The sequence below is a fragment of the Mucilaginibacter sp. genome, assembly GCF_028288225.1.
Taxonomy (GTDB): Bacteria; Bacteroidota; Bacteroidia; order Sphingobacteriales; family Sphingobacteriaceae; genus Mucilaginibacter.
Map to the genome: position 1 here is coordinate 65,085 of NZ_JAQBOC010000080.1, position 13,243 is coordinate 78,327.

13 protein-coding genes are annotated in these 13,243 nt (G+C 40.1%); 7 read left to right on the forward strand and 6 right to left on the reverse strand.

Annotated elements, in window-relative coordinates; all coding sequences use genetic code 11:
* Window positions 1-136 precede the first annotated feature (136 nt).
* Entirely contained in the window at window positions 137-712 is a 576-nt protein-coding gene (locus JWQ54_RS23875) for a hypothetical protein (RefSeq protein ID WP_299590116.1), read from the reverse strand.
* 143 nt (window positions 713-855) lie between these two features.
* Here JWQ54_RS23875 and JWQ54_RS23880 point away from each other — a divergent pair, with 143 nt between their 5' ends.
* Window positions 856-1,554 carry a CoA transferase subunit A gene (locus JWQ54_RS23880; protein WP_299590118.1) on the forward strand — a complete coding sequence of 233 codons (699 nt, stop codon included), beginning with the start codon at window positions 856-858 and terminating at the stop codon, window positions 1,552-1,554.
* A 191-nt stretch (window positions 1,555-1,745) separates the two neighbouring features.
* The gene (locus JWQ54_RS23885) at window positions 1,746-2,402 is read left to right on the forward strand and encodes a 3-oxoacid CoA-transferase subunit B (RefSeq protein ID WP_299590120.1); all 657 of its coding nucleotides are present in this window, start codon (window positions 1,746-1,748) and stop codon (window positions 2,400-2,402) included.
* A gap of 87 nt (window positions 2,403-2,489) precedes the next feature.
* On the opposite strand, the gene JWQ54_RS23890 is transcribed toward JWQ54_RS23885, so the two are convergent.
* The 3 genes from JWQ54_RS23890 to JWQ54_RS23900 are packed head-to-tail and all read right to left on the reverse strand — an operon-like array spanning window position 2,490 to window position 4,983.
* Window positions 2,490-3,122 carry a uridine kinase gene (locus JWQ54_RS23890; RefSeq protein ID WP_299590121.1) on the reverse strand — a complete coding sequence of 211 codons (633 nt, stop codon included), beginning with the start codon at window positions 3,120-3,122 and terminating at the stop codon, window positions 2,490-2,492.
* A complete protein-coding gene (locus tag JWQ54_RS23895; protein ID WP_299590123.1) occupies window positions 3,115-4,203 on the reverse strand; it encodes a LysM peptidoglycan-binding domain-containing protein in 1,089 nt (362 codons plus the stop codon). Before JWQ54_RS23895 ends, JWQ54_RS23890 begins: the two co-directional genes overlap by 8 nt.
* A 21-nt stretch (window positions 4,204-4,224) precedes the next feature.
* Complete coding sequence (locus JWQ54_RS23900; RefSeq protein ID WP_299590124.1) at window positions 4,225-4,983, reverse strand: DUF4905 domain-containing protein; 759 nt, start codon at window positions 4,981-4,983, stop codon at window positions 4,225-4,227.
* Between the two features lie 97 nt (window positions 4,984-5,080).
* On the opposite strand from JWQ54_RS23900, the gene JWQ54_RS23905 reads away from it, so the two are divergent.
* The 4 genes from JWQ54_RS23905 to JWQ54_RS23920 all read left to right on the forward strand — a co-directional run bounded on the left by JWQ54_RS23905 (window position 5,081) and on the right by JWQ54_RS23920 (window position 9,356).
* The gene (locus JWQ54_RS23905; RefSeq protein ID WP_299590125.1) at window positions 5,081-5,560 is read left to right on the forward strand and encodes a DNA starvation/stationary phase protection protein; all 480 of its coding nucleotides are present in this window, start codon (window positions 5,081-5,083) and stop codon (window positions 5,558-5,560) included.
* 185 nt (window positions 5,561-5,745) lie between these two features.
* Window positions 5,746-7,236, forward strand: coding sequence for a proline--tRNA ligase (proS, locus tag JWQ54_RS23910; protein ID WP_299590127.1), 1,491 nt, complete (start codon window positions 5,746-5,748; stop codon window positions 7,234-7,236).
* A gap of 103 nt (window positions 7,237-7,339) precedes the next feature.
* Window positions 7,340-8,479, forward strand: coding sequence for a cystathionine gamma-synthase (locus JWQ54_RS23915; protein ID WP_299590128.1), 1,140 nt, complete (start codon window positions 7,340-7,342; stop codon window positions 8,477-8,479).
* A 91-nt stretch (window positions 8,480-8,570) separates the two neighbouring features.
* Entirely contained in the window at window positions 8,571-9,356 is a 786-nt protein-coding gene (locus JWQ54_RS23920; protein ID WP_299590129.1) for a TIGR02757 family protein, read from the forward strand.
* Window positions 9,357-10,086: 730 nt separating this feature from the next.
* Here the strand turns inward: JWQ54_RS23920 and JWQ54_RS23925 are convergent.
* Window positions 10,087-11,145: a nucleoid-associated protein gene (locus tag JWQ54_RS23925; protein ID WP_299590130.1), complete on the reverse strand. Its 1,059-nt coding sequence runs from the start codon at window positions 11,143-11,145 to the stop codon at window positions 10,087-10,089.
* Window positions 11,146-11,194: 49 nt separating this feature from the next.
* Complete coding sequence (locus JWQ54_RS23930) at window positions 11,195-11,560, reverse strand: hypothetical protein (RefSeq protein ID WP_299590131.1); 366 nt, start codon at window positions 11,558-11,560, stop codon at window positions 11,195-11,197.
* Between the two features lie 149 nt (window positions 11,561-11,709).
* Between JWQ54_RS23930 and mnmE the strand changes: the two genes are divergently transcribed.
* Window positions 11,710-13,080, forward strand: coding sequence for a tRNA uridine-5-carboxymethylaminomethyl(34) synthesis GTPase MnmE (gene mnmE / locus JWQ54_RS23935; RefSeq protein ID WP_299590132.1), 1,371 nt, complete (start codon window positions 11,710-11,712; stop codon window positions 13,078-13,080).
* Window positions 13,081-13,243 lie beyond the last annotated feature (163 nt).

The following is a 13,243-nucleotide window of genomic DNA, read 5'->3' on the forward strand; positions in this document are numbered from 1 at the left end:
AAAACTTAATCTGATAGTTACGTGTTTTAATTTTTCGTAACTGTCAGATTAAGTTTTGACTATTTCATATTAGATTTTATTCGGCATGGCAGCTTGTTGTTTTCCTAATCTCTAAACTCCAACCTCTAATCACTAACTAAGTTTCTATATGCTCAATATCATCATCTGCATCTTCCCCTACTTTTTGCTGATCAGGTAATTCATTTGGGCCTGGGATGTTAGGTTCGTTTTCATTATCTGCAGTGCCTTCCTGGTAGGTGCTTTCTTCATGCGGGCGGTCATTTTCTCCATCACCCCGCTCTTCTGGTTTACCGGGTTTTGGCAATTCGTTATTCCAGTTTGCGTATGGTTGTGCCTTAGCATAGTCAGGTTCACCATCCTGGTTTTTGGCTTTAAAATTACTGTCTTCCGGATGTTCTTCCAATGGTTCGGTACGGGCAAAATAAGCATTGGAATATCCTGCATTTTGTGATGGATTATTTTTATCGTCGCCAGCCGGTGTGTTGCTGTTTTTGCCAAAACTATGTCCACCCATTGCCCGGCCTTCCATTACAGGCTTCATGTTATTTTCACTTTTGCCGTATAAGTTTCTTTCCAGGTTCTTTTCCTTTAGGTTTTTGTCATCCTCAACACGCCATGCGTTTGGTTTGACAGCTGTCAGGTTTGGATGATCATCCCAATCATCCAAATGCTTGTTTTTATCAAATTCCATTGGTTTACTAATTGATATATAATAATGACGCCTCAGCTTTATAATTGTTTTGATTTTGTTTAATTCAGCTCGATTATTGTCACCTGATTTTAGGTATCAACCATGAACTAAAATGACTAATTTTGCGCCACCAATTATAAAACATGAATAAAACAGTTAGTGGGGCCGATGAAGCGATCCATGACATTCAGGATGGGATGACCTTAATGCTTGGTGGGTTTGGCATGAGTGGATTGCCCGAAAATTGCATAGCAGCATTAGTTAAAAAAGGCGTGAAAGATCTTACCTGCATCTCTAACAATGCAGGTGTGGACGATTTTGGCATAGGCCTGATGCTTAAAAAGCGGCAGGTTAAAAAAATGATCTCATCATACGTAGGAGAGAATGCAGAGTTTGAACGGCAGCTACTAAGCGGAGAGCTGGAAGTCGAGCTGATACCACAGGGCACCCTGGCAACCCGTTGTATGGCAGCCGGGTATGGTATGCCTGCAATTTTTACCCCGGCAGGGATAGGCACTGAAGTTGCCATAGGTAAAGAGGTGCGAAATTTTAATGGGAAAGACTATTTAATGGAATTAGCTTTTGAAGCCGATTTTGCCATAGTAAAAGCCTGGAAAGGCGATACGATGGGGAATTTGGTATACCGGGCAACTGCGCGTAATTTTAATGCAGTTATGGCCACGGCTGGAAAGATCACCATTGCAGAAGTTGAGGAACTGGTACAGCCCGGCGAAATTGATCCGGATCATGTACATACTCCGGGGATTTATGTGCATAGGATTTTTCAGGGTGTGAATTATGAAAAAAGGATTGAACAAAGAACGGTAAGAAAGCGACAATAAACGAGGCGTCATTGCGAGGAACGAAGCAAACTCTGCACTCGCAAATCAAAAAGAAATAGGCCAAGTGGCGACCAAAATGTTTTTTAATATTTTAGGTTACCGAAAAAATTAAGGTCCGTGATTGTCCTTTGAAGAGGTTGCTTCGTTCCTCGCAATGACGTGGTGGTTTAATGAATTTTATATAAAGGTAAATGTTAGACAAAGAAGGAATAGCAAAACGAATTGCTAAGGAAATAAAAGACGGTTACTATGTAAATCTTGGTATAGGCATTCCAACGCTGGTAGCCAATTACATACCCGCAAATATTGATGTGGTACTGCAATCTGAAAACGGATTGCTGGGTATGGGGCCATTTCCTTTTGAGGGTGAGGAAGATGCGGATATTATAAACGCAGGTAAACAAACCATAACCATGCTGCCTGGTTCAGCTATTTTTGACTCGGCTATGAGCTTTGGTATGATCAGGGCTAAAAAGGTAAACCTTACCATATTGGGTGCCATGGAAGTATCTGAAAATGGCGATATTGCTAACTGGAAGATCCCCGGGAAAATGGTTAAAGGAATGGGCGGAGCGATGGATCTTGTGGCGTCAGCGGAGAATATTATTGTAGCCATGCAGCATATAAACAGGGTAGGAGAATCAAAACTTTTACCCCAATGTACATTACCGTTAACCGGCGTTAACTGCGTTAAAAAAATAGTGACGGAGTTAGCCGTGCTTGATGTATTGCCCGAAGGCGGATTTAAATTACTGGAGCGCGCACCAGGCGTAAGTGTTGAAGAAATTATAAAAGCAACAGCCGGGAAGCTGGTAATTGATGGCGATGTGCCGGAGATGGTTATTTAGTCCATGGTCCATAGTCGATAGACCATAGTTTTGAATTGATTTGAAAGAAATTTAACTATGGTCTATGGACTATCGTCTATCGACCTCTTAGAACAACTTCTCTCTCAAATCTTTCGAAATCTCTTCCGTTACGCAAATAATGTCTTCGGCTTTGTGGCTATTGTTTACAATAACTTTGTCGCATTCATCCCGGTAGGGCAGCAAAAACTCTTTGTATGCCGGTACAACATGGTTTATCCATTTATACATAACACCATCATGCGAGTAGCCGCGTTCAATCAGGTCGCGTTTCAAACGGCGCTGAAGGGCTATATCATTATCGGCTTCAATAAAGATCTTCAGATCAAGTGTCTCAGAGATCTTTTTAAAATGCAGGATAAACAGGCCTTCTACAATTAAAATTGGAGCTGGCTTTATCTCCAGCATTTTAGGCACAGCAACGGCATTATTAAAAGTATATTCTTTTTTTAATATAGTTTGCCCATTCATCAGGCTTTCAATATCAGCCTCAAAATGGTCGTGATCAATGGTTGATGGGAGATCGAAATTGTAGAGTATATTTTCTTCTTTGGTCATGTTATGAGCCACCGGGAAATAATAATCATCCTGCGAAACAAGGCATACCTCATCGGTAGAAAAATGCTCCAAAAAACACTTCAAAAAAAAAGTTTTGCCGGATCCGCTGCCTCCGGCAATACCAAGGATATATGGTTTATTCATTCGGGCTACCGTAGCTGATATTTACATGAAAGCGTTTATCTAAAGCGCCTAATGAGTCGGCAACATTTTTTGTCATTACTAAAATAACATCTTTTGTTGATTCATTATCTGTAAAACGGCCAACTACTTTTGCAAAAGTAGTACGGTTAGTCATTGGGTTAGTAATTTTTATAACAGTGCCAATAGGGGCTGTGCGGTGAAGCACCAGTTTTTTGTTAGGGTCAAGGCTGGGGTCATCAATCCAGCTTGCTACACCTTTTTCATTTTTTTCATAAAGCCCATACTTATTTGCATTTAAATGGTTGCTGCTGTCTTTTGAAATTGACGGTGCCAAATTTGAATCCCGCGTAGCTACTATATGCTGTGTATCAGGGTTTGTAGCTTGCTGCACAGTTTGTTGTACTGCCTGCTGTGGTTGCTGCTGCCCGGTTGAAGGCTTTACTAAAATAATTTGACCAGGTTGCAGGCTGGTCGAGGTTAAGCTATTAAGCTTAGTAATAGCATCAACATTAGTATTAAAACGTTTGGCTATAGCATACAAGGTTTCTCCTGCAGATACTTTGTATTGTGTTGGCGGAGTGTTGTCTTCTTGTACAGGTTGCTGGGCTACAGGTTGTTGTGCAACCTGGGTTGACTGTTGTGCTGCTGTATTTTCCTGTGCGGGTTGTTCGGGTGCAGGATTGGAAGCTACACTATCACTTTCCTTGTGTTTTTTATGGCTTGCCTCTTCCGCTTTAGCCTCGTTTGCCAGTCTGGCTTTTTTCTCTTTTTTAGTTTCTTTTACCGAAGCTTCTTCGGAAGCTTTTTTGCTCTTTTTATAAGGAATGTCGGTTGGTACGTTTACAATTTTACCTAATGACAATGTTTCTTTTTTGCTGCCATTAAATTTCATTAATACCTGGGGTTTTATGTTATAACGGTGGCCAATTGAATAATAGGTATCACCGGATTTAACTTTAAACAAAATCATTTTTTTGCCGTCGTTGTTTTTTACGCCTATTGAATCAATAATGGGGTTAGCAAATAATGATACAGAAAGTGTAAATAACGATACGGTTAATAATAGAATCTTAAATTTCATAATGAACTTTGGATCAATAATCTATAGGGATAAAACTTTCAGTTCAGTCTTATTTTTTATGTAAATTAAATTGTTTTTATGCAATATAAACGCCTCCGGTTGAATTTTTTGTATGTCGGCGTTTAATAAATCTTCGTAAATCATATTTCCTCCGTCAAATACATAAAGCTCCTGGATCAGGCGCCCTTTCTTTAACGCGTGCAAAGATACAATTCTAAAATTATTGTATTCAAGGTAATGTACCCAATTTCCATAAGGGTGGATAGTGATAAGATCAGCGGGCAGAAGTTGAGGCGTCAATTGTTCAGGCACGATAATGTTATTTTCAAAGTCCTTATAAACATAAGGCTCATAAATGCGTGTAGTTGTTCCTGTTTTAATATCAGCCAAAAATAATTTGCGCGACTGCATGCGTGTATCATAAACAATGGGGCCGTTAACACTTAAGTGGTCAAATCCATAAGTAAAATTACTCCACAACGTTTTGCCGGTAAATGCATCTATGGCCAGTAAGCCCTTATGGGCAGGGCCGGTTTCAGTTTGATAATAATGAATGAGTAATACACCATCATAAGCCGCTTCAATACCGGTGAGCCACCGTTCGGGCGTAACCACATTCTTAAAATACACTTTGCCGCTATCCAGATCTATTGACCCAAAATAGACTTTTTTTTCTTCGTTATTCCTTATTTCAACAAAAAGCGTTTCACTTAACCCGTCAATTTCCATGCGCCAGATTGTTCCTGCAAATTGTTCGCTTATATGTGGCAATAGTGTCATATTGTATGCAAATATGGCTATAAATAACGGGGATAGTTATTTTTGCATGATAAACAATCGACCCCATATTTACACAAATCAAAAACACAACAATACTATGAAAGCAGAAAAAATAAGCCTTAAGGAGTCAAAAGAAAAACCGGTAGTGGATCATTTAAATGAGCTTTTAGCTAATTACCATATCCATTATCAAAAAGTACGTGGTTGTCACTGGAACGTTAAAGGCAAAAGTTTTTTTACCCTACATATTAAATTCGAAGAGCTTTACACTGCCGCCCTTACAACAATTGATGAGCTTGCTGAAAGGATCTTAACCCTTGGCAAACCGCCATATAGCACTTTTGACGATTATATTAAAAAAGCCAAAATAAAGGAAATTGACACCATCGGTTTAAAAGACACCACTATGGTTAAAGCCATTATTGAAGATATGGCCACATTAATAAAAATGGAACGTGCAATTTTAGAGATTACGGCGGAAGCAGGTGATGACGGCACCAACGATATGATAAACCGTTTTATGCAGTTCAAGGAAAAAAATACCTGGATGTTGCGTTCGTTTGTTAACGAAGACTAGTTGATTTCGGATTTCGGAAGTTCGATTTCGGAATTGGATAAAAATAAAACCCTGCTTAAAGTATAGGCGGGGTTTTGTTTTACTATATTTTTATAATCCTTCAATCTAAATAATCCAATAAATCATAGTTTAATTTATAAATTTGACGTCCATAACAATTTAAAAAATCTATTTCAAATATTAATATGAGCAAAGGGGTTGTAAGTAGCAAAGGGGTTGTAAGTAAGGACGAAGATTATTCGCAATGGTATAATGACCTGGTGATAAAAGCTGATATGGCCGAGTATTCACCGGTTAAAGGATGCATGATCATTAAGCCGTATGGTTATTCAATATGGGAAAAAATGCAGGCTGTACTTGATGGCATGTTTAAAGAAACAGGGCATGTTAATGCTTATTTCCCCATGATGATCCCAAAATCCTTTTTCTCCAAAGAAGCCAGTCACGTTGAAGGGTTTGCCAAGGAATGTGCTGTTGTGACCCATTATCGTTTAAAAACTGACGAGAACGGACAAGTTGTGGTTGATGAAACAGCTAAGCTTGAAGAAGAGCTGATATTACGCCCGACATCAGAAACCATTATATGGAACACTTACAAAGGATGGATCCAGTCGTACCGCGACCTGCCGATATTGGTTAACCAATGGGCCAATGTGGTACGCTGGGAAATGCGTACCCGTTTGTTTTTACGCACAACCGAGTTTTTATGGCAAGAGGGGCATACGGCTCATGGTACTGCTGATGAAGCCATTGCCGAAACCGAACAAATGCTTGGTGTTTATGCTGACTTTGCCGAAAACTGGATGGGCCTGCCCGTGGTAAAAGGTAAAAAAACCCCAAATGAGCGCTTTGCAGGTGCATTAGATACCTATTGTATTGAAGCGTTGATGCAGGATGGTAAAGCTTTGCAAGCCGGGACCTCACATTTTTTGGGGCAAAATTTTGCTAAAGCCTTTGATGTGAAATTTACCAATAAAGAAAATAAGCTCGATTACGTTTGGGCTACCTCATGGGGTGTATCAACCCGGTTGATCGGTGCGCTTATTATGGCCCACTCTGATGATGCAGGACTGGTATTACCGCCCAAACTGGCACCGATACAGGTTGTTGTTGTGCCTATTTATAAGCACGATGAGGAGCTTGAAAATATATCAGGTTTTGTAAAGGGCCTTACCAAAGAGTTAAAGGCCAAAGGTATTTCGGTTAAGTTTGATAATCGCGATACGCACCGCCCGGGAGCTAAATTTGCCGAATACGAGCTTAAAGGTGTGCCTTTGCGTGTAGCCATTGGCAGCCGCGATATGCAAAATGGAACGGTTGAGCTGGCGCGCCGTGATACTAAAACAAAAGAAACGGTGAACCAGGAAGGTTTAGCAACGCATATTGAAGGCTTGCTGGAAGAAATTCAGCAGAATATCTATCAAAAAGCTTTAAAGTTCAGAACAGAGAATACTACTGAGGTTGATACCTACGATGAGTTTAAACGCATGCTGGATGAGGAACCCGGCTTCCTTTCAGCTCATTGGGATGGCACGCCTGAAACTGAGCAACAGATAAAGGATGAAACTAAGGCTACAATAAGATGTATTCCTTTGGATAATAAACAAGAAGAAGGCAAATGTATTTTAACAGGAAGGCCAAGTAAACAAAGAGTTCTGTTTGCAAGGGCGTACTAAGAAAAAGTCCATAGTCCATGGTCGATAGTCCATAGCTATGATAGTTTATTTTATACTATGGTCCATGGACTATCGACCATGGACTGTGCTAAAGCACACACGCATGAAATTCGCAACAAAAGCTATACACGCAGGGCAAGAGCCTGATCCTACAACAGGGGCGGTGATGACACCGATATACCAAACATCAACCTACTGGCAAAAATCGCCGGGGGATAATAAGGGGTATGAGTATTCACGCGGCACCAACCCAACCCGGAAGGCTTTGGAAAACTGTTTGGCTGCATTGGAAAATGCCCAATTCGGCCTGGCTTTTTCGAGCGGGATGGGTGCTACGGATGCAGTGATGAAATTGTTAAAGCCAGGTGATGAAGTGATTACTGGTAATGACCTTTACGGTGGGTCATACCGGATGTTTACCAAAATCTTTGCAAATTATGGCATTAAATTTCATTTCCTGAATCTTTCCGATCCGGAGATCGTTAGGGAATATGCTAATGAAAATACAAAGCTGATCTGGATTGAAACACCCACCAATCCAACTATGCAGATTATTGATATTGCGGCAATTGCTAAGATCAGCAAAGAAAAGGAGATCCTGCTTACGGTTGATAATACCTTTGCATCGCCTTATCTGCAAAACCCAATTGATCTGGGAGCCGATATAGTAATGCACTCGGTAACCAAATACATTGGCGGCCATAGCGATGTGGTGATGGGCGCTTTGATGCTGAATGATGAAGAGTTGTATAAAAAACTTTGGTTTATTTATAACGCCTGCGGTGCCACGCCGGGGCCAATGGATAGCTTTTTAGTACTACGTGGTATTAAAACCCTGCACCTGCGTATGAAAGCGCATTGCGAAAATGGCCGTGTAATAGCTTCCTTTTTAAAGACTCACCCTAAAGTAGAGAAGATCTATTGGCCGGGTTTTAAAGATCATCCAAACCACGACATTGCCAAAAAACAAATGCGCGATTTTGGTGGAATGATCTCTATTGTGCTTAAAGATGCCGATCTGCAGGAAACTTTCCGTATTGCATCGTCATTTAAAGTATTCGCACTGGCCGAATCATTAGGCGGTGTTGAATCACTGATCAATCACCCTGTTAGCATGACACATGGTTCTATCCCTAAGGAAGAGCGTGAGAAAGTTGGCGTGGTTGATAACCTGCTGCGTTTAAGCGTAGGAGTGGAGGATGTGGATGATTTGCTGGAGGATTTGAAACAGGCGCTTTCATAAAAGAAGCAAGAAGTCAAGAAGCAAGAGTCAAGAAATGAACTGATTTTTATCTTGCTTCCTGACTCTTGATTTCTTGACTCTCTGACAATATATGATCGAAAACATAAAGGCCTTCCTCGACTCAAAAGTATCCCAATACAACCAGCCTGATTTTATAAAGAACGATCCGGTTTCCATCCCGCATATGTTTACCCAAAAGCAGGATATTGAAATTATGGGTTTGTGGGCTGCGGTATTGGCCTGGGGGCAACGGGTAACCATCATAAATAAGTGTAAAGAATTAATTATGCTGATGGATGGCGCGCCATATGATTTTATTATGAATCATGAAGAACCTGACCTGAAAAAGCTGCTGCATTTTAAACACCGAACCTTTAATGATATCGATACTTTGTATTTTATATCATTTTTCAGGTATCATTATGGAAATAATGAATCACTGGAATCGGCGTTTTTGCCCCCCGGCCCCCTAAAGGGGGAGTTAGATGGTGAAGAACCAATTGAGAAGTATCTGAATTATTTTAGAAGCTATTTTTTTTCTTTGCCGGATTTTCCGCACCGCACTAAAAAGCATATTTCCTCGCCATCACAGAAATCAACCTGCAAACGGTTAAATATGTTTTTACGCTGGATGGTGCGCAAGGACAATTGCGGAGTTGATTTCGGCATCTGGAATCACATTAAGCCATCAGAATTGATAGTTCCCTGTGATTTGCACGTGGATAGGGTAGCTCGCAAACTCAACCTCATCACCCGCAAACAAACTGACTGGCAAACTGCTATGGAGCTAACCGGACGGTTAAGAGAATTTGATCCGGCTGATCCGGTTAAGTACGATTTTGCTTTGTTTGGGCTGGGGATAGAGGAGAAGTTTTGATTTGGGTCAAAATTGTGGATGCAATGAGTATTAAATACTTATCAACGACTTAATGACCTCCTCCATGACCACAGTGGCTTCCTCCATCGATAGACGAACCCGAGTCACTTTCATAGTAGTCGTTTGAAATGCGCCTCCTTTTATCGAAATAGTCAGGCTCTTTCTTAAGAATATAATATATCAATGCCGACCAAACGAAAGGGATCGCAAGCAAAGAATAATATTCAAAAGTTTTTGTCTTTTTGTTAAAATAGTAGTCCTTGATATTCTGGAAATCATGAAGGCTGCTACAACAACATGAACTAGCAACGGCAGTAACGGGAATAAAGCTAGTATGCTTGTCATAGGCCAGGGCTTTTATCAAAAATACATAATATATTTTTAGTCTTCTTTCTTAAATATACCCCAAAGTAATTTATGCGTTCGCAATTGAACCATTACAATACTGAAGATTTAATCATCTTAGGTTTCCTCCCTAAAATGCACGTTATAATTAATTCGTAGCCTTACCATCATCAAACCCTTTTCAAACAGTAGTCTCGATGTGTGAAACACTTTGAAATTCAGTGTATTATAAGCTTGTTATTAAAAAGTACAAAACTAAATAAACTGATTATCAGTTAATTATCACAATTTAATAAATTAAAAAACGTCAATTTATTGATAATCAATATGTTTCACTGCGTTCCACCCCGTTTCTGAGTCGTAAAAATGGAACGCTTTGGAACGCTTACGCTTCTTCCTTAAAATAAACTTTATAATAATTCATTGCCTTACCATCATCAAAACCTTTTTCAATCAGGTCTTTGTCACCATGAATATAGATGTGAAAGTTTTTATCCAGCTTTAAAACACTTTTATAAACCTTTGCCTGCTTTTTAACGGCATTGTCTGAGATCTCGAAGGTATCGGATATGGGGCTGTCAAATTCTTGTTCGTACTGGCTTTTAAAGGTTTTGAATGATTCAATAGCCTTTGGGTTGCCGATAACTTCCCCGGTAAACTCATCCATATCAAAGGTGTCTTTTTCCTTAAAATATTTCATGGAGCGGTTAAGCAGGTCTATTTTATCGGCTTTGCTCATTTCAAATTCGTCATCCAGCTTTTGGGTGACAAAGTTTTTGTAAATGCCCAATGTATTGCTGGTTTGGTTAAAGCTGTCGTTGCGGATCTTTAGCTGTAAAAAATCATCCTTCCAGTAAACGGCAGCATCTTGCCCTGTATTGTTTTTATCTATAACAACTACTTTATAGCCATTCTCCTTCTCGATATTGAAGATTAGCGCACCTTTATCAAGTTTGTTTATATTAATGGCATTTTCTTCATAATCAACCTGGAAACCGCCTTTATCGGGGTAAACTTTCAGGTAGGTTTCTTTATTTTCTGATTTAAAGATGCCAATAGCATCCAATAAATTACCCTCAATCTGTACCTTATTAAAATACACGACGTAAAGCTCACCGCCTTTTATGTTAGGATGGGTAGTTACCTTAAAAAGAAACTTAGCAATCAGCTCAGATGCTTCGTGGAATTTTTCTTTCTGTTCAAAGATCCTGGTTACAAAATGATGGATCTCGTTCAGGTTAAGATCACCACTGCTGTGGGTGAGGTGATAGACCTCGTTCGCTTTTTCAAAAGGCTTTAGAAAATACTGCATCAGCAGGTTAGGAATAATCTCATCCTTCAGTTCAAGCGGATTATCAGATAATGAATACATCTCATTTATTGACGGGTTGCCAACATGATGCACAGAAATAGTATCGAGCGAAGCTTCAAAAAAGGTTACCATAGTAAGGCGAAAGTAGGGATTATTGTAATAGTGGAATATAAATTAAGTTTTATATCGGGCTCTTTTTCGTAAGTCGCCCAACTCTTGTATCGCCATGCGAAACCATTTCGCAAATTTTTATTGCCGAAGTTTCAAAATTTTCCGCTTCGGCAGGGAGCAGTAGCCAGTTGCTTTCCCTTTCTACATTGTCCAAAAAAAAAGGCTGTAGTTCCGGCACATCGTTAAAAAGGCCGTCGTGATGCTCCCGCTCTGTTGCTATCCAAATTCCGTCCCACTCAGGTCGTTTCAGAGTTTTGGAGAGAACAATCATTAATTTTTTACCCCAATAAACGTAGTGCCAGCCAAACATATATTTTATTACGATGCTATCCGGAAGATAATCGAGCACAAAATTGTATGGAACCGCCTTTGCCATGCAACAAAAATACTGCTTAATATCTTTCACTGCTATGGAACTGTGGTGTTTATGGCATACGGGCAACAAAAAACTCCCTTTAAATGCCGAACTTTGCGCCCTGTTCTTTTGCTTGCTTCACCGCAAATGATCTAATGACTAATGACACAATGACTAATAACCAAACTATCGTTGCACTTGCTACACCAAACGGAACCGGCGCCATAGGTATAATCCGCCTTTCGGGACCGGAAGCCATTACTATAGCCAACAGCGTTTTTAAGGGTAAGGATCTTACTAAACAACCATCACATACTATTCATTTTGGGAGCATTGCGGATGGCGATATAATTTTAGATGAAGTTTTGGTTTCATTATTTGTTGGGCCCAGATCATACACCAGAGAAAATGTGGTTGAGATCTCCTGCCATGGTTCCGCTTACATTATTGAGTCGATCATAAAACTGCTTATTAAAAAGGGAGCTCGTTCTGCAAAGGCGGGGGAGTTTACTTTAAGGGCATTTTTAAACGGACAGCTTGACCTGTCACAAGCCGAGGCCGTGGCTGATCTTATTGCTTCTAATTCAAAAGCATCACAGCAGGTAGCTTTAAATCAGCTTAGAGGAGGGTTTAGCAACCAATTGCAGGCCCTGCGCGATCAGTTGGTGCAATTTGCCTCGCTGATAGAGCTGGAACTTGACTTTGCGGAAGAAGACGTTGAATTTGCTAACCGCGATCAGCTTAAAAAACTGATCAACGAAATAAACAGGGTTATCGGCAACCTGATCCGCTCATTTGAATTGGGTAATGCTATAAAACAGGGTGTAAATACGGTTATAGCCGGCAGACCTAATGCAGGTAAATCAACCCTGCTAAATGCTTTACTAAACGAGGAACGTGCCATTGTAAGCCACATTCCTGGCACAACGCGCGATACTATCGAGGAAGTACTGAATATACAGGGAATAAATTTCAGGTTGATAGATACAGCCGGGATTCGCGAGGCTACAGATGCAATTGAACAATTAGGAGTGCAGCGCACCATGGAAAAGATCAGCCAGTCGGCATTGCTGATCTATTTGTTTGATGCGGCGCAAATTACCATTGAAGAGTTACAGCAAGATATTGAAAGCTTGCAAAAACCAGGCATTAATATGTTGCTAGTTGCCAATAAGTCAGATTTGCCGGAACAGTCTTCCACACTTTCGGACTTTCGGGCTTCCGGACTTTCGGACTTCCTCTCCATTTCTGCCAAAGAAAGACTGCATATCGATGAGCTGAAAAATAAGATCTATACCTCAGCCATCAAAGATCAGCTAACAGGCGATGAAACACTGGTAACCAACATTCGCCACCTTGAAGCACTGCAAAAAACCGAAGAAGCCTTAATAAGAGTGCTCAGTGGAATGGACAGTGTAACATCGGATTTTTTGTCGATGGATATTAAACAGGCCTTGCACTACCTTGGCGAAATTACAGGCGCTGTTACTACTGATGATTTGCTGGAGAATATCTTTAGTAAGTTCTGTATCGGCAAGTAGCTATAATAACTAACTGATAATCAATTAGTTGTGAATTTATTTCAGAAAGTAAAAACGTCATTTTATTTTCCTTAAGCATCATGTATTCAGATAGTTACAAATAAAACTGATTGGTATATTTACGTATTTTGTTACTGAAATTTGTTTCTTTTGTTCCTTATCT